This is a genomic window from Dictyoglomus sp. LHC4 (assembly GCF_055181355.1).
The window spans coordinates 1,599,164-1,616,864 of sequence record NZ_CM143707.1 but is presented as its reverse complement, the minus strand read 5'-3'; the positions used below and the strand labels follow the sequence as shown (position 1 = coordinate 1,616,864).

Annotated in this window: 17 protein-coding genes; 6 read left to right on the top strand and 11 right to left on the bottom strand. The window is 30.9% G+C overall.

Translation table 11 applies throughout. From position 1 onward, the window contains the following. Positions 1-13 precede the first annotated feature (13 nt). From ACY3JO_RS08210 to ACY3JO_RS08185, 6 genes are read left to right on the top strand one after another with little or no spacing between them, the layout of a single operon-like run. Complete coding sequence (locus tag ACY3JO_RS08210; RefSeq protein WP_463084512.1) at positions 14-1,336, top strand: NCS2 family permease; 1,323 nt, start codon at positions 14-16, stop codon at positions 1,334-1,336. Positions 1,337-1,384: 48 nt separating this feature from the next. Beyond that, the gene (dprA, locus tag ACY3JO_RS08205) at positions 1,385-2,470 is read left to right on the top strand and encodes a DNA-processing protein DprA (protein ID WP_463084511.1); all 1,086 of its coding nucleotides are present in this window, start codon (positions 1,385-1,387) and stop codon (positions 2,468-2,470) included. After that, on the top strand, positions 2,470-4,560 hold the full coding sequence (gene topA / locus ACY3JO_RS08200) for a type I DNA topoisomerase (protein ID WP_463084510.1): 2,091 nt from the start codon (positions 2,470-2,472) through the stop codon (positions 4,558-4,560). The genes dprA and topA overlap by 1 nt, the downstream gene beginning before the upstream one ends. Then, positions 4,539-5,858, top strand: a complete 1,320-nt coding sequence (gene trmFO, locus ACY3JO_RS08195) for a methylenetetrahydrofolate--tRNA-(uracil(54)-C(5))-methyltransferase (FADH(2)-oxidizing) TrmFO (RefSeq protein WP_463084509.1) — start codon at positions 4,539-4,541, stop codon at positions 5,856-5,858. The genes topA and trmFO overlap by 22 nt, the downstream gene beginning before the upstream one ends. Positions 5,859-5,860: 2 nt before the next feature. Further along, the gene (xerA, locus tag ACY3JO_RS08190; RefSeq protein ID WP_463084508.1) at positions 5,861-6,757 is read left to right on the top strand and encodes a site-specific tyrosine recombinase/integron integrase; all 897 of its coding nucleotides are present in this window, start codon (positions 5,861-5,863) and stop codon (positions 6,755-6,757) included. Positions 6,758-6,771: 14 nt separating this feature from the next. Next, the gene (locus tag ACY3JO_RS08185) at positions 6,772-7,263 is read left to right on the top strand and encodes a hypothetical protein (protein ID WP_463084507.1); all 492 of its coding nucleotides are present in this window, start codon (positions 6,772-6,774) and stop codon (positions 7,261-7,263) included. On the opposite strand, the gene ACY3JO_RS08180 is transcribed toward ACY3JO_RS08185, so the two are convergent. From ACY3JO_RS08180 to ACY3JO_RS08130, 11 genes are all read right to left on the bottom strand, one after another. Continuing rightward, a complete protein-coding gene (locus ACY3JO_RS08180; protein WP_463084506.1) occupies positions 7,247-7,945 on the bottom strand; it encodes a DNA repair protein Rad50 in 699 nt (232 codons plus the stop codon). The genes ACY3JO_RS08185 and ACY3JO_RS08180 overlap by 17 nt on opposite strands. After that, positions 7,929-9,329 (bottom strand): HDIG domain-containing metalloprotein, encoded by a 1,401-nt coding sequence (locus ACY3JO_RS08175; RefSeq protein ID WP_463084505.1) that lies wholly within the window; start codon positions 9,327-9,329, stop codon positions 7,929-7,931. Before ACY3JO_RS08175 ends, ACY3JO_RS08180 begins: the two co-directional genes overlap by 17 nt. Further along, positions 9,304-10,257 (bottom strand): radical SAM protein, encoded by a 954-nt coding sequence (locus ACY3JO_RS08170; RefSeq protein WP_463084504.1) that lies wholly within the window; start codon positions 10,255-10,257, stop codon positions 9,304-9,306. Before ACY3JO_RS08170 ends, ACY3JO_RS08175 begins: the two co-directional genes overlap by 26 nt. Continuing rightward, on the bottom strand, positions 10,254-11,057 hold the full coding sequence (locus ACY3JO_RS08165) for a radical SAM protein (protein ID WP_463084503.1): 804 nt from the start codon (positions 11,055-11,057) through the stop codon (positions 10,254-10,256). The genes ACY3JO_RS08170 and ACY3JO_RS08165 overlap by 4 nt, the downstream gene beginning before the upstream one ends. Beyond that, complete coding sequence (gene gcvPB / locus ACY3JO_RS08160) at positions 11,054-12,496, bottom strand: aminomethyl-transferring glycine dehydrogenase subunit GcvPB (protein ID WP_463084502.1); 1,443 nt, start codon at positions 12,494-12,496, stop codon at positions 11,054-11,056. The genes ACY3JO_RS08165 and gcvPB overlap by 4 nt, the downstream gene beginning before the upstream one ends. Next, entirely contained in the window at positions 12,493-13,851 is a 1,359-nt protein-coding gene (gcvPA, locus tag ACY3JO_RS08155) for an aminomethyl-transferring glycine dehydrogenase subunit GcvPA (RefSeq protein WP_463084501.1), read from the bottom strand. Before gcvPA ends, gcvPB begins: the two co-directional genes overlap by 4 nt. A 4-nt stretch (positions 13,852-13,855) precedes the next feature. After that, positions 13,856-14,233 (bottom strand): glycine cleavage system protein GcvH, encoded by a 378-nt coding sequence (gene gcvH / locus ACY3JO_RS08150; RefSeq protein WP_463084500.1) that lies wholly within the window; start codon positions 14,231-14,233, stop codon positions 13,856-13,858. Next, positions 14,223-15,320 carry a glycine cleavage system aminomethyltransferase GcvT gene (gene gcvT, locus ACY3JO_RS08145; protein WP_463084499.1) on the bottom strand — a complete coding sequence of 366 codons (1,098 nt, stop codon included), beginning with the start codon at positions 15,318-15,320 and terminating at the stop codon, positions 14,223-14,225. The genes gcvH and gcvT overlap by 11 nt, the downstream gene beginning before the upstream one ends. A 60-nt stretch (positions 15,321-15,380) precedes the next feature. Next, positions 15,381-15,656, bottom strand: coding sequence for an HU family DNA-binding protein (locus ACY3JO_RS08140; protein ID WP_463083527.1), 276 nt, complete (start codon positions 15,654-15,656; stop codon positions 15,381-15,383). A 40-nt stretch (positions 15,657-15,696) separates the two neighbouring features. Then, positions 15,697-16,473 (bottom strand): nucleoside triphosphate pyrophosphohydrolase, encoded by a 777-nt coding sequence (gene mazG / locus ACY3JO_RS08135; RefSeq protein ID WP_463084498.1) that lies wholly within the window; start codon positions 16,471-16,473, stop codon positions 15,697-15,699. Positions 16,474-16,617: 144 nt separating this feature from the next. Continuing rightward, positions 16,618-17,685 carry a peptidyl-prolyl cis-trans isomerase gene (locus tag ACY3JO_RS08130; protein ID WP_463084497.1) on the bottom strand — a complete coding sequence of 356 codons (1,068 nt, stop codon included), beginning with the start codon at positions 17,683-17,685 and terminating at the stop codon, positions 16,618-16,620. Positions 17,686-17,701: the final 16 nt, after the last annotated feature.

Here is a 17,701-nt window from a genome sequence, read left to right as displayed (position 1 = left end):
GGGGGTTTTTGTATTGATTAAAGCTTTGGAGAGATATTTTGGCTTTGAGAAATTTAAGACTAATTGGGCTAACGAGATCATTGCAGGGCTTACTACTTTTATTACCATGGCTTATATTTTATTTGTAAACCCCAACATATTAGGAGATGCAGGAATGCCAAAGGGTGCTGTTTTGATGGCAACCGCTATTGGGGCTGGAATTGCTACTTTGACTATGGGATTGTATGCAAAACTTCCTTTTGCTTTGGCTCCTGGTATGGGACTTAATGCATATTTTGCTTATTCTGTATGTAAAGGAGTAGGTCTTCCTTGGCAAGTTGCATTAGGAGCAGTATTTATAGATGGGATCATTTTTTTAATTTTATCAATTCTTTCGGTAAGAAAGTGGATTTTACAAGCTATACCACTTAATATTAAGATGGCAACGTCAGTAGGTATAGGACTTTTTATAGCTCTTATAGGATTAAGATCTGCAGGGATTGTAGTAAAGAATGATGCTACTTTAATATCCTTAGGCAATTTAGGATCTCCAGAAACCTTGCTTTCTATTTTTGGAATTATTATTATTGCTTTACTTATGGCATTGAATGTTAAAGGAAATATATTATTAGGGATATTAATTACTACATTTATAGGTATTTTTGTAAAAGGTTCCAATGGTCAACCTATCACCAATTTTACAGGAAATATAATAGCCCTTCCTAATTGGGAAGAATTTTCTAAAACCTTTTTAGCATTGGATATTTTAGGAGCTCTAAAATGGGGATTATTTTCTATTATCTTTACATTTACTTTTGTAGATATGTTTGATACTGTAGGTACTATTTCGGGACTTGCAGCTAAGCTTAATATGCTTAGAGAAGACGGAAGTTTTGAGGGTGCTGATAGAGCTTTAGTTTCTGATGCAGTAGGAACTGTAGCTGGAGCATTATGTGGAACCTCAACTATAACTACATATATTGAATCTGCAGCAGGAATAGCAGAAGGAGGTAAAACAGGAGCTGTCTCATTAGTAGTAGGATTGCTTTTCCTCTTATCTGTAATTTTTTGGCCTCTTGCTGGGATTATACCATCTTCCGCTACTGCTCCTGCCTTAGTTATTGTTGGTTTCCTTATGATGGAACCTATATTAAAAGTAAATTTAAAGGAAATAGAGGAAGCTCTTCCTGCTTTTATTACTATAGTGGCTATGCCTTTTACCTATTCAGTAGCAAATGGGTTAATATTCGGTATTCTTTCTTATGTAATGTTAAATCTTCTTACAGGGAAAATTAAAAAATTAAATCCAGTGTTAATCATATTGGCTATATTATTTATTCTTTACTTTATTCTTTAAAAGAGATATAGGGGGATTATTTTAGTCCCCCTATTATTTTGATAACTAATGTATAATTATAATCCCAAGGATAAACCCTTTATATATTCTTTAAGTTATTTCCCTCCTTTATATAGAAGATGGAGGGAATGGATAGATTTTATTTCGCCACCAGAACTTTTCCTTTTGTCAGATAATGAAATTCTTGAGAGATTCTCGTATTCTTCCTTGATCCAAGAATTTATAATTTTTAAAAGAAAGACTTATTGGGAAGACTTGTGGGAAAAACTTGTTAAAAAAGACTATAAACTTACAACTTTATGGGATGAAGAATATCCACCTTTACTCAAAGAGATAAAAAATCCACCGTTATTTCTCACATATAGAGGAAATATAATTGGTAAAAGATATATAGCTGTTGTAGGAACAAGAAGACCCACCCAATATGGAATTAAAATCTCTGAGTATTTCTCAAGAGAATTAGTAAAATATGGATTTATAATAGTAAGTGGTCTTGCTTATGGGATAGATACATATGCTCATAAAGGAGCTTTAGAAGGTGGAGGGAGAACATATGGGATTCTTGGTAGTTCTTTAGATTTTATATATCCTTCTGGAAATAGAATTTTAGCAGAAAGAGTAGTGGAGAATGGAGCCTTAATAAGTGAGTATCCTTTAGGTACAAGACCTACAAGATATACCTTTCCACAAAGAAATAGGATTATTAGCGGAATATCTGAGGGGGTATTTGTAGTTGAAGCAGGAGAGAAAAGTGGGGCTCTAATAACATCAAGTTTTGCATTGAATGAAGGGAGAGAGGTTTTTGCTGTTCCAGGAAGGATAATAGACGAAAGAAGTAAAGGAACAAATAAGTTAATTCAAGAAGGAGCAAAAATGGTATTAGATATAATAGATATATTAGAAGAATTTCACATACCTTTCATTTATAAACCTAAAAGAGATGTTATTTTAACAGAAGATGAAAAAAAGGTATTGCAATTTTTAGATTTTAATCCTATATTTATTGAGGATTTAATGATCAAATTAAACATGGATATATCAAGATTAATGTTTATAATAGTTTCTTTACAAGCCAAAGGCCTTGTAGAAGAATTTCCAGGGAATAGATATGGGAAAAGGAGTGATAATTTATAGTGAAAAATAAAAAGATTGTAATAGTTGAATCTCCAGCTAAAGCAAAAACAATTGAAAAAATACTTGGTAAGGAATTCAAAGTAGTTGCTTCTTATGGTCATGTAAGAGATCTACCTGAGAAGGAACTTGGAGTAGACATAAAGGATAATTTTAAGCCTAAATATGTAATCATCCCTTCAAGAAAAGAAGTTGTTAAGAATCTAAAGGAACTATTAAGAGAAGCAGATCATTTTTACTTAGCTACAGACCCTGATAGAGAAGGTGAAGCTATTGCATGGCACCTTGTTAATGTATTAAATATTCCAAAAGATAAATTCTCAAGAGTAGAATTTCATGAGATAACTCCAAGGGTAGTACAAGAAGCAATAAATAATCCAAGGGATCTTGATATCAGTAAAGTAGAAGCCCAACAAGCAAGAAGAATTTTGGATAGATTAGTTGGGTATGAACTTAGCCCTCTTTTATGGAAAAAGGTTAAAAGAGGACTTTCTGCTGGGAGAGTACAATCAGTAGCTCTGAGGCTTATTTGTGAAAGAGAAAAGGAGATTGAGCAATTTATACCCCAAGAATATTGGTACATATGGGGAGAGTTTGCAGATAAAACGAATAAGAAAATATATGGAAGACTCATATCATATGAAGGTAAAGAGGTCAATTTAAAAAATGAAGAAGAAGTGAATAAGATATTAGAAGAGTTAAAAGGGATAAATTATATAGTAAAAGATGTAAATAAAAAGGAAGAGAAAAAGTCCTCGCCTCAACCTTTTATAACAAGTACTTTACAACAAGAGGCCTCAAGAAGATATGCCTTTCCTGTTGGAAAGACTATGAAAATTGCTCAAACTCTTTATGAGGGTATAGATATTGGAGAAGAGAGAATAGGACTTATAACTTATATGCGAACAGATTCTACCAGAATAGCTCCTGAAGCAAGAATGGAGGCTATTAAATGTATAGAAGAGAATTTTGGAAAAGAATTTATCGGAGGGGAGAAAAAGACAAAGAAGAAACTTGGTATTCAAGATGCCCATGAGGCTATAAGGCCAACTTCAGTCTTTAGATTACCAGAAATGGTAAGGCCTTATCTTTCAGAAGATCAATTTAAGCTTTATAAACTTATATGGGAAAGATTTATCGCGAGTCAAATGGCTCCAGCTATCTATGATGTGGTAGAAATATATGTAGAGGGAAATAAGTATCTATTTTTGTCAAAGGGAAGGAAACTTAAATTTCCTGGTTTTATGTCAGTTTATTATGAAGAGGAGGAAGAATCTGAAATCGATAAAGAAATAGAATATGTTCCAGAAAAAGGTAATCTTTTAAATCTTCTTAATCTATATCCGGAACAGCATTTTACAAAACCTCCATCTAGATATTCTGAGGCTACTTTGGTGAGAACCTTAGAAAGATTTGGAGTAGGAAGACCAAGTACCTACGCTACTATCATAGAAACATTAAAAGAAAGAGAATATGTGGTTGTTAAGGACAGATTTTTAGTACCTACTACCTTAGGAAAAGTTGTTAATGAGTTTTTAGTCGAGAAATTCCCTAATCTAATTGATGTGAAATTTACAGCAAAGATGGAAGAAGATCTAGATAAAATTGAGACAGGAAAAGTCGAAGCCATAGAAGTTTTGAAAAGGTTTTATCCTAAATTTAAAGAAGAGTTAGAGGAAGTTTATAAAAATTCAGATAGGGTACAAATTGCTGAAAAAACTGATGAAAAATGTCCCATTTGTGGAAGTGATTTGCAACTTAGAGAAAATAAAAATGGTAAATATTATGCTTGTTCACGATATCCTGAATGCAAGTATACAAAACCAATATGTGATGAAGCAAAAGGCAAATGTCCTCTCTGTGGAAGTACTGTTGTTAAAAAAAGATCTAAAAAAGGAAAGACTTTTTGGGGATGCTCAAATTATCCTAAATGTACTTTTGCATCACCCTATGAGCCTACTCACGAAAAGTGTCCAATATGTGGTAGTACTCTTTTAGAGAGCAACAGATTTAAAAAATGTAGTAATAAGGATTGTAACTACATATTATGGAAGAAAGGGAGGAATAGAAAATGGAAAAAGTCAAAATCATAGGTGGAGGACTTGCAGGAGTTGAGGCTGCTTGGCAACTTGCCAAAAGAAAAATTCCTGTAGAGATATACGAAATGAGACCACAAGTTATGACTCCTGTTCATAAAACAGAATATTTAGCTGAACTTGTTTGTAGTAATTCCTTTAAATCTACAGAGATCACAAATGCCTCAGGACTTTTAAAAGAAGAAATGAAGAGGCTTGATTCCTTCGTTCTTAAGGTTGCTGAAGAAACGAAGGTTCCAGCTGGTGTTGCTTTGGCCGTTGATCGAGAACTCTTTGCTAAAAAGGTGCAACAGATATTAATGGAAAATCCTTATGTAACTATAATAAGAGAGGAAGTTAAAAAAATTCCTTCTGAGGGAATTGTGATTGTGGCTACGGGACCTCTAACTTCTTCTGATTTTGCTCAATATTTGACTGAAATATTAGATGCAGATTCTCTGTATTTTTATGATGCAGTATCACCTATTATTTATGCTGATAGTATAAATTTTGATAAGGTTTATAGTGCTTCAAGATATGGTAAAGGGGAAGAGGCATATTTAAACTGTCCTATGAATGAGGAAGAATATAAAAGGTTTGTGAATGAATTAATAAATGCTGATGTAGTGGAATCACATTTCCTTGGTGAAGAAAAATATTTTGAGGGATGTCTTCCTATAGAAATTTTGGCAAGAAGAGGTATTGATACATTACGTTATGGTCCTATGAAACCTGTTGGTCTTCTAGATCCAAAAACATGCAAAGAGCCTTATGCTGTGGTTCAATTAAGACCAGAAAATATACAGAAAACCCTTTATAGCATGGTGGGTTTTCAGACAAGACTTAAATTTCAAGAGCAAAGGAGGGTTTTTAGATTAATTCCTGGGCTTGAAAATGCTGAATTTGCAAGATATGGGGTAATGCATAGAAATACCTATTTCTATGCCCCTAAATTTTTAAAACCAACCTTACAGTTTGCTAAAGACGAGAGAATATTTTTTGCTGGTCAGATTATTGGTGTAGAAGGATATATGGAATCTGCGAGTATGGGAATAATAGCTGGAATAAATGCGGCTCGTTTATATAAAGGAAAACCACTCATAATATTACCTCATACTACAATGATAGGAGCTCTTATTGGTTATGTGACTACTAAAGTACCTGTAAAGAATTTTCAGCCTATGAATGCTAATTTTGGAATTTTGACTCCCTTAGATATGCCTATTAAAGATAGGAAGATGAGAAATAGATTATATGCCGAGAGAGCATTAAGAGATCTTGAGGATATGATAAGGAGGTTTGCGATCAATATATAGAAATGGCAAAATTGGATTTAAAAAAAGAGATAGAAGGATATCTTAATTATTTGAGATTTGAACGTAATTATTCTCCAAATACTTTGAGAAGTTATAATATTGATCTTTTGGATTTCTATAATTATTGTAAAGAGAGAGATTTGGATTTTACGAATAAAAGAGTGATCAGGTCTTACATACAAAATATTGCTCAAAAAAACTATAAGAAGAGTACTATTGCAAGAAAATTAATTTCTTTAAGAAGTTTTTTTGAATATCTTCTTACCTATGATAAAATTAAAGAAGATCTTACTGTTTTTATTCCTATACCTAAAATAGAGAAAAGATTGCCTCAGTTTTTATCTGTTGATGAGGTATATAAACTTCTCGAAGCTCCATCCTTAGATAATCTTTTGGGTATAAGAGATAGAGCTATTTTGGAGACTCTATATGCTACAGGGATAAGAGTAAGTGAGCTTGTAGGAATAAATGAGGAAGATATTAATTGGAATTATGGAGAGATAAGAGTTTTTGGAAAAAGGGCTAAAGAAAGAGTAGTGATAATTGAAGAAAATACTTTAAGGATATTACAGCTTTATAATGATCATGTAAGGTCCAAACTATTGAAGAAACCTGAAAAGGCATTTTTTCTAAATGCTAAAGGAGAAAGAATTACAGATCGTGGAGTAAGGCTAATTTTGAAAAGATATACTAAATTTTTAGAGAAAAGGGTTTCTCCTCATACTTTAAGACATACCTTTGCTACACACCTTTTAGAAGGAGGAGCTGATCTTAGGTATGTACAAGAGCTTCTGGGTCATGTAAGAATTTCTACAACTCAGATTTATACTCATCTTACTTCAGAACAGATAAGAAATATTTACACAAAGGCTTATCCAAGAGCTAAAAAAGAAGAATAAAAGGAGGTTTAAGTATGAAAAGATATATGTTTCTTTTTATAATGCTTTTATTTTTACTAAATATAGGACTTGCAAAACAAAGTTTTACCATTGATTTCTCTAAAAATCCTCCCAAGGGAAATTTAGTTTTTGAGATGGGAAAGGGGGTAGTATTAGAAAGAAGTGATGGTGAATATCATTTAGCCATGTTAAGGGCAGAAGGGCAATTGAAGTTATATACTCCAGTAACCCCTCTTTTTAATCTCAAAAGAGTAGTTTTAAAGATTACAGGTATGAGTTCTTCTTTTATGGCTGAAGAAACATGGGCTCCTATTTCCATATATGTAAACTCAAAAAATGTGATTTCAGGTTTTGATTTTGGCAGTGAATATTATATTACTCCTTCTTTTGATGTTACAAAGTACTGGATAGTAGGTCAAACAAATATTATAGAGATTATTCTTGAGAAGGATGCAAGTGGGGAATTTTGGTTAAAGAAATTGGAATTGATTATTTATGAAAGATAAATATTTTGTCTTTTATTGTAAAATATTCAAGTCCATCTTCTAACTTAATATCTTTTGGAAGATAAAATTCTTTTATATAGTTTTGAGAAGGTATTCCTGACCAAGATAGAATTAAGTCTTGAAGATATACTTTTTCATCTATTAACTTGTAAGAATGTTCGGGAAAATATTTTCTGTTGTTATAAAGAATTATTTCTTCAGATATTTGGGGATAATTAAAAAAATTGATAGAGAATGTAATAAATCTTATAGACTTGATATAAAAAGAGAGAACTTCCCATGTAAAATTTTCAGGACTTAATATGTTAATATCTGGTATGTAAATATCTTGAGGTAAAGGTATGCTATTTTTTTCAATAAATATTCTGATATCGTCTATAATATTGTATAAATCTACAATTAAATTTTTAAGAGAAGAACGTTCAAAGCTTAAAAAATCACTCCTTATATCCCTAATGCTTTTTAGCTTTTCTATAAAATTAGAGAGAATAATGTTATGAGAATTCATCCATTTCTGAAAGATTTTATAATTTTTGAAACTTTCTTCTATTATTCGTTCTTCTCCTTTTTCATAGAAATATAATTGATATAAACTTTCTCTTCCCCACTCAAAGGGAAAATTTAATTTATAAAAAAGATCTTTCATAGTATATTCAATTATTTTTTTAGCTATTGGTTTCATTTTTCAATATTTCTTCAAGGTATCTTATGGCTTCATCTCTTGTAGATATTTTATTATTTATCTGTGCTTTTATAAGCTTTTCTTTTAATTTACCTATTAGGGGAGATGGGGTTAGATTAAATATTTCCATGATTTCATTACCTGTTAACAAGGGTTTAGGAGTATTCTTTATTCTGAAAAATTCATTTAATATTTTCCTATACCAATCCAAGTTTTCTATTTTACCTTTAATAGATATTTGATCAGCCATAAAGAGTAGTATCAAAGCAGGTACATCATCTTTTACTCTTAAAGTGAACTTATAAATAGGATTGGATACTGGATTTTGTATGAAGCTTAAAGGGTACATATGAGTCCCAATAAGTTTTTTTAAAAAAATTATTTCCTTTTTACTTAACTTCAATCTTTCTCCTATATTATCTAAAAGTTCAACTCCTTTTTGTGAATGTCCATAGTAATGAACTAAAGAGGCTTCATCAATAGAGAAAGTTTCAGATTTACCTATATCATGAAGTAATACTGCTAATTTTAGAGTTTCAAGCTTTGTATAGTTTGAAAAGAATTTTTTATTTAAGTATGTTAAGATTTGTTGATATGATTCTGGAAAAATAGATTCTATATTGTATATTATATCTTCAAGAGCAGATAAAGAACTTATAGAGTGCATCAATGGATCTTCATGGTGGGGATTACTCCATGGAATATCTTTTAATACAAAAAGCTCTGGTAAAATAACCTCTAAAACTTTTGTTTCTACCATTTTAATCCATAAATAACTTGAGAATGACGAACTTAGTATTTTGTAAATTTCGCCGTGTATCCTTTCTGCTTTCACTGATTTTAATTTTTCTCTATCTTCTATGATCTTCTCATAAGTATTTTTTTCTATTTTAAAACCATATCCTAAAAATCTAAAAGCTCTTAGAATCCTTAAAGGATCTTCCTTAAAGGAACTAGGTGAAGATATTCTTAATATTCCTCTTTCTAAATCTTTTAAACCATTTAAAGGATCAATTATTTTAAAGCTGGAAAGATTTAATACAATAGAATTTATAGTAAAATCACGCCTTAGAAGTTCTAATAGTAAATTGTTTTCATATATTGGGGTAAAATCTAAAATTATGTCTTCATCATTATTATTTATAATTATTCTGTAATACTCTCGCTCCTCATCTAATTTGATAAGTTTACCGTTAAAAAGGTTAGTTAGAACAAATAAAAAATTATAATTTAATGGGTAAATTAAAAAGTCCATGTCCTTTAGTTCTTTTCCAATAAGGTAATCTCTTACAAAACCACCTACTATATAGATTTTTAAATGATTAGCTTTGGCATAATCACGTACTATTTTTAACGTTTTATAAATTAATGCTTGCCTTTCCATTTCTGAGTAGATCTTTTATCTCTTCAATCTCTATATCTTTTAAATTTCTTGGGAAGTTATAAGGTACTATTCTTGGGCTTTCATTATAATAAGGTCTGTTGCAATTAGGGCATCCAGTTGTTTTAAAAATTATTTTAAAAAAAGGCTCAGACAATGATAAAATATCTTCCGTAATTAATAAATTGTCATTTTTATCAAAAAACAATTCATCAAAAGAGATTAAATTTCTTTGTAAAAGGAAAGTGATAAGTTGTATTTTTCTGTATTTGTAATAATTAGGAGGGTTCATGTTTTCAAGACGAGTTCCATTTAGAGGTGTAAATGCAAATAAAGCTACTGTTACCTTCCATTTTGATAACTTATCTATAATGTAAACTAACTCCTTTTCTTTTTCTCCTAATCCTACAATTATATGAGATGTGATTTGGGAAGGAAATTTTATACTTGCTTCTTTAATAAACTCTAATCTTTCTTCAAAATCTCCATATTTTATTTTTCTAAAAAGATCTTTTCCTACCGCATCAATAGATATGTTTATTCTATCGATTCCTAATTTGAAGAATTTTTCCATATGAGATATGTTATTAAAGGGGGCAGAAATAGAAATAGGTAAATTGAAATTTTTAAATAGTTTTATAGTTTCAATTAATTCTTTTTCCCAACTTAGATGATTTGTCACTTGAAAACATAATCTTTTAAAAGGATTATATTCCTCTAAAAGGTTTATTAAATCTTCTATTTCTATTAGAGGCCATGTAATTCTCGAAAGCATAAAAACATCAGCGTGACTTTCTCTTGCTTGGGTGCAGAAGGCACAATTATTGAGACACTTTTGTAGTGTCATAAGATATAAAGTCGTTGGTGAATCTTCTTTTATATATTTTCTTTTAAGTACATCCAAACTACCTGAAGAAATTCCAAATCTCATAATAAGGCACAGCATTCTTCAAAGATTTTTATATTATTCTGGGATTTTATAGCTTCAGAGTGAGGATTAACAATAGCATGAAAGTTAAGGTATATGGCTAAAGAGTCTAATTCATATCTGTAATTACCATTTGGGCGTACACATCCAAGATAAAACTTAGTATTGGGAAGTTTTTTCTTAGCATAATTCCAAAGTTCTTCAACTTCTTTTATAGAAGGTAAAGATATTTCTTGGAAAGGTGTATTTTGAATGGGAGTAATCACAATGAATATAATTTTCTCAGGAGGAGGATCTTTAGATAAAAAATCTATTTCTTCATATTCTTTTTCTATCTTTCCATAATTAGCTCCTATTAATATATGAGGACTTATTGGAAAATATTCTTTTATCATAAAGTATTTTTCTTTAAATTCGTTACTATCCTTATCCTTAAGATGAAAAATATTTTTAATAACAAAGTCATCTAACATCAAATCATATGAAACCATATCTGGTAGTGATATTAAATGTTTAATTGTTTTTTCATTTATAAGACCCATATGAAAGTTTAGTTTATATCCTGATTCTTTTAATTTTTTCATAAGATTTATAGAGGATTTTGAGAGGGGAAGATAGCCTTCCTTATTATATCCGCCACTAACCAAAATACTTTTAAAATAATTTAACTCAAGCTTTCTTGAAAGATGATCTATATTTGTCATATTTTTTAAAAAATGAGCCTTACAATGATCACATTGCAAAGCACACCATTCCCCTGTGGTACTTAGTGGCAGGGTTCTAATAGGTTTTACTGATATCATCTCCAGTTTACCTTTAATATTTTAGCTGCATATACTTCATCTAATCTACCTACAGGTGTATTATGAGGGGCTGATTTTAATATATCAGGATTTTCCTCACTCTCTTTAATAATAGCTTTTAAAATTTCTACAAATTGATCTAAGGTATATTTGGTTTCAGTTTCTGTAGGCTCAATCATTAAAGCTTCTTCTACTATAAGAGGGAAATATATTGTAGGTGGATGTACTCCATAATCAAGTATCCTTTTAGCTATATCAAGTACTTTAATTCCTTTTTCTTTTTGTTTTTTACCAGAGAGGATAAATTCATGCTTACAGAGATCAGGGTAAGGTAGATGGAAAAGATCTTTTAATTTTTCTTTTAAATAATTAGCATTTAATACAGCCATTTCAGTAACATTCTTCAAACCTTCAGATCCAAGAAGTCTAATATAGCAATAAGCTTTTAGAAGTACTAAAAAATTTCCATAAAACGTTCTTACTCTTCCTATACTTTTTTTGACCTCATAATTAAGATAATACCTTTCTCCATCAAATTCTACTGTTGGTTTTGGTAAATAATCTTTCAAAAATGATTTTACACCTACAGGACCCGCTCCTGGGCCTCCACCCCCATGGGGAGTGGAAAAGGTTTTATGAAGGTTTATATGGACAGCATCAAATCCCATATCACCAGGTCTTGCATATCCCATGATACCATTTAAATTTGCTCCATCATAATATAAAAGAGCTCCTGTCTCATGTACCATTTGGGAGATCTTCAATATATCTTTTTCAAAAAGACCAAGAGTATTTGGATTAGTTAGCATCAAAACAGCCACATCTTTATTTAGATATTTTGCTAATATATTAGGATTTACAAGTCCTCTTTCATCAGATGGTATTTCTATAGTTTCAAATCCTGCCATTGTTGCACTTGCAGGATTTGTTCCGTGGGCAGAATCTGGAACTAATACAATTTTTCTTTTCTCTCCTTTGTCTTTAAAATATGCTTTGATAATTAACAATGATGTAAGTTCTCCATGAGCTCCTGCAGAAGGTTGAAAAGTAAATTTATCCATGCCTGTTATAATGGATAGATATTCTCCAAGTTTATAGATAATTTCTAAACTTCCCTGGGATAAATCTTCTGGAGTATAGGGATGTAAATTAGCAAATGATGGAAAACTTGCTATTTCTTCATTTATTTTGGGATTATATTTCATGGTACATGAACCTAACGGGTAAAAACCTGTATCAACTCCATAACCTCTTTGAGAAAGATTGGTAAAATGTCTCACCACTTCTGGCTCACTTATTTGAGGAATAGGTATGTCTTTTCTAATTAGTTTTTCAGGTAAGATCCTCTCTGGAAGATAATCCTCTAAAGGATCTGGAAGATTGATTGTAGGTCTGTTATTATCATGTAAATCTTTTAGGAGAGGTATTTCTTTATTCAATTTTTATATATGACCTCCTTTAAAGAAGATACTAAAAAGTTAATATTATCTAATGAATTCATCTCAGTAACTGCAATGAGGATTTCTTTTTCTCTTTCAGGATAGAACCTTTTAAGAGGAATTCCTGCTATAATGTTTTTTTTCTTGAGTGAGTCTATAACTATATTACTATCTATTGGGGTTTTTAAAACAAATTCGTTAAAATTGTATGAATTAGGATAGGTTAATTCAAAACCTTCTTTAGTTAAAATATCCTTTAAATAATGAGTTCTTGAGAAACAAAGTTCGGCAATTTTTCTAATACCCTTCTTACCTAAAAGAGACATATATACTGCGGCCATTATTGCTGTGAGGGCTTCGTTTGTACATATATTAGATGTGGCTTTTGCTCTTCTTATATGTTGTTCACGGGTTTGAAGAGTATTTACAAATCCTCTCTTATTATCTATATCCCTTGTCTCTCCTACAATTCTACCAGGCATTTGCCTTATGTATTCTCTTTTTGTAGCCAAGATACCTAAATATGGCCCACCAAAGCCTAATGGTATACCTAAGGATTGGCCTTCTCCGACTACAATATCCACATTGTACTCTCCTGGAGCTTTTAAAATTCCTAAGGATATAGGATATATGGAAATTATTAGTAAAGCATCATGTTGGTGGGTTATTTTTTCTATTTCTTCTAATTCCTTTTCTATAACTCCAAAAAAATTAGGGTTTTGTATAATTACAGAGGAAGTATTATTGGATATTTTTTCTTTTAGAAAATCAATATCTGTTTCACCGTTTTTATTAAGTGGAATCTTTACAATTTTAATTTCTTGAGCCCCTAAATATGTATAAAGTGTCTCTAAATATTCTGGATGTAACCCTTCGGATACTAAAACTTCTTTTTTACCATTTATCCTTACTCCCATGAAAACTGCCTCACAAATACCTGAGCCTGCCTCATAAAGGGAAGCATTAGCCACATCCATCTGAGTAAGATCGCATATAAGACTTTGATATTCAAATATGGCTTGTAAAACTCCCTGACTAATTTCAGGCTGATATGGAGTATAGGAAGTATAGAAGTTGGGAAATTGAGCTACTAGCTTAACAAAGGGAGGTATATAGTGTTTATAAGCACCACCCCCTAAGAAGGATATGAATTTTTCGCCTTTATTTTTTTGAGCTAAATTTTGTATCTCGTTGATAAGATCTATTTCTGATATTGAGGGTGGTAAAATAAAATTCTCTTTTGCTTTTTTCTTAATATCATCTGGTATATCGTTGAATAACTCCTCAGTACTACTTACTTCTATGGCTTTTAGCATCTCTAAAATTTCTTTTGAAGTATGGGGGATATAAGCCATATTTTTAAGCTCCTATAAATTTTTTATACTCCTCTACATTCATTAGTGTGTCTAATTCCTTAGGATCACTAATTTCCAATTTTGCGATCCAGCCTTCATTGTAGGGATCTTCATTTATTATTTCTGGTTTTTCTTTAAGTTTTTCATTTACTTCTATTACCTTACCTGATATGGGTGAATAGACATCGGAAGCAGATTTTACAGATTCAATTACAGCTAATACATCATTTTGTTTTACAGTTTTACCTATTTCTGGTAGATCTATGTAAACAATATCACCAAGTTCTTCTTGAGCATAAAAAGAGATACCAACAATTGCAATATTTCCTTCTAATTTTACCCATTCATGTTCTTTTGAATATTTAAGATTTTCAGGATACATTTTTCTTTTCTCCTTTCTTTATAGATGTATTCTTAACAAAGGGGGGCTTGACAATTTTAGCTTTTAAGAATTTATCTCTTGCTTTAATTCTCACTTCTTCATGAATTGAATTATTATATAATAATCCAACTCCTCGTTTCAATATAGGAGAATAATTTCCACTTGTCACATAACCTATTTTTTCTTCATGACTATAGACTTCATATCCTGCTCTAGGAATACCATTTTCCAAAAGCTCAAATCCATTTAGGGTTTTTGTTTTTTTATCTCTTTTATCAATCAAAGCATCCCTTCCAATGAATTCCCCTTTTTCCAACTTTACAGCCCATCCTAAATTGGCTTCCCAAGGGGTTGTGTTTTCATCTAATTCATGACCATATAAGGGATATCCAATTTCTAACCTTAAGGTATCCCTTGCTCCAAGCCCGCAAGGTGTTATTTTTTCTTCTTGTGTAAAGATGTTAAAAATTTCTTTCACATCCTCTACAGATACAACAATTTCGAAACCATCTTCTCCTGTATATCCAGTTCTTGATATTAGAACATTTTTATTTATTATTTTGTCCTTTACAAAATGATAATATGGAATATTATTTAAAGGATAATTTGTATATTTTTGAACAATTTTCTCAGCTTCTGGTCCCTGAATAGCTAATAGATTTGTTTTAAAGGTTATATCTTCAATATAGACATTAAACTTTTTATTATTTTCTAATAGCCAATTAAATATTTTCTCTGTATTAATAGCATTTACTATTAATAGAAATTCTTCTTCTGAAATCATATATACGAGAATATCATCCATAATAGTCCCTTGAGGGGTTAAAACTAAAGAATACTGAGCCTTTCCTGGGTGTAGTCTGTTAACATCGTTAGAAGTTGTATATTGAAGGAGGTCTTTAGAATTTTTGCCGTTAACTACAATTCTTCCCATGTGGGATATATCAAAAATTCCTACTTCATATCTTACAGAAAGGTGTTCTTTTACTGTTCCTACATATTCTAAGGGCATCCACCAATTTGCAAACTCAAAAAACTTAGCCTTTAATTTTTTATGCTCATCCTCTAAAAATAGCTTCTTTGCCATTTTTTCACTCCCAAAAATAATAAGTCCCAGGCTGGAATTAGCCAGCCTGGGACTTTAGATTTACTTCTTTACTGCTTCACGAAGCTCTTTTCCGGGACGGAATACAGGAACTTTTGTTGCTGGTATTTTAATTGGTTGTTGTGTACGAGGGTTTCTTCCCTCTCTAGCTGCTCTCTTTCTTACAGAGAAAGTACCAAATCCTACAAATTGAACTGTATCCCCCTTAGATAATGCTTCGGTTATAGTTTCTAGTACAGCATTTACTACTTTAGTTGCCTCTTTCTTTGTGATTTTTGCCTTCTCTGCTACCTTTGCGATGAAATCGGCCTTTTTCATCCTTATTCACCCCCTTTCTTAATGGATTTATATCATAAATCTATGAAGTTTTCGAAAGTTCCCAAAGTTCATCTAATTCTTTTAAGGTAAGGTTTTTCCAATCTTTTCCTAATTCTTTTATCTTCTTCTCTATAAACTCAAATCTTTTAATAAATTTCTTGTTGGTTTTGCGTAATGCTCCTTCAGGTTCTATGTTTAAATGACGCGATATATTTACTATAGTAAAAAGAATATCTCCAATTTCTTCTTCTATTTTTTCTTTATTCTTATTAGTGATTGCCTCTTCTAATTCTTTAAATTCCTCTTTTAGTTTTGGTAATATGTCTTCAGTCTTTTCCCAATCAAATCCCACATGAGAAGCCTTTTCTTGAATTCTAAAGGCAGATAAAAGAGATGGCATGTTCAATGGTACACCACTTAATATACCTTTTTCTTCTTTTTCTTGACTTTTAATTGTTTCCCAATTTGTTAAAATATCTTTTACTCCATTAACTTCCACATTTCCAAAAACATGAGGATGTCTTATTATTAACTTGGTTCTTAAATTTTTACATACTTCTGCAAAACTAAATTTTTTTTCTTCCTCTCCCATAACGATTTGCATAAGAATATGTAATAGTACATCTCCTAACTCTTCTTTTATCTTCTCAGAATTATTTTCTTCTAACGCTTCAATCAATTCATAGGTCTCCTCTAATAGATAAGGAATCAATGACTTAGGGGTTTGTTTTTGATCCCATGGGCATTTCTTTCTTACCCTCTCAACAACATTATACAATTCTATAAATTCTTTACATAAATCCTCTTTTCTATTCATCGCCTTTCTTCTTATCTGTAAAAATTTGATTTTCACTAAGATTATAGCACCAACTCGAAAAAAAGCAAGTATTCAAGCTAAATTTTTCTATCTTGAATGTTTCTAAATAAGATTTTACCTATGTTCTATAAACTCATAAAAATCCTATTCATCTGTTTTTGGAAGAGGTGTTTTTGCCTCTTTTCTATAGAAAAACTGTTGTATCTCTATTAGCTTTCTCCATATTACCATCCAGAGATCTTTGTCTGAAAAATCTTTTCCAATTTTTGCTTTGTTTAATTGATCTTCTAACCATTTGTTTATGACTTTGCCTCTTTTATCAGTAAGAAGTTTTTCTTCAATTTCTGCTTTTGCTTGGAAATATGGTGTTGTGTAAGCTTCTCTAATTTCTGAAATCTTAGTAATATAATAGCCATCTTGTGTTTTAATAGGTTTACTTACTTGATTGATTGGAAGTTTTTTTGTTACTTTTTCTATTTCTTCTGGTAATGTTCCTTCTGTAACAAATCCTAATTCTCCACCCTTGTCCTTTGTAGTTGTGTCCTCAGAATATTTTTTAGCTGCCTCAGTGAAGGTTATTTTATTATTTACTAAATCGTTATATATTTGGTTTGCTTTTTTCTCGTCTTTTACAAGTATCAAGTGCACTTTATATTCTTTGGGATGTTCAAAAAGTTTTATGTTTTCATTATAATATTTTTTAATTTCATCCTCTGAAACTTTTTCATCCTTACCAATTTCATTCATCAACTTTCTATAAAGGAGATTTTTCTTTAATTCCTCTTTAAATGTATTTCTATCTAATCCATATTGGGCAAGAGCCATCTCAAATTGAAGAGTGTTTGGAAATTCCTTTTCTATCTCTTTTAATCTCTGTTCTACCTCTTGGTTGTAGACACTAATCCCTCTTTTTTTAGCCTCTTCTTGTAATATCTTCCAACGAGCTAAATCTTTTATAGTTTCTTCTTTTACCTTACCTAAGAGTTTCTGTCCATCGGTTGTTGTAAAATCTATATTGTATAATATGGCATATTGGGTTTTCATAAAATTTAATCTGTCCTTGTATTCCTGTCTGCTTATGGGGATATTGTTTACTTTGATTACAGGATAGTTTTTCATCTGATGATAAACAAAGGTAACAAAAGCACCCCCTAATACAAAAAGAACAATAAATACAAGAAATACGATTTTTAGAACACTATTACCCTTCATTGCTGTTCACCTCATA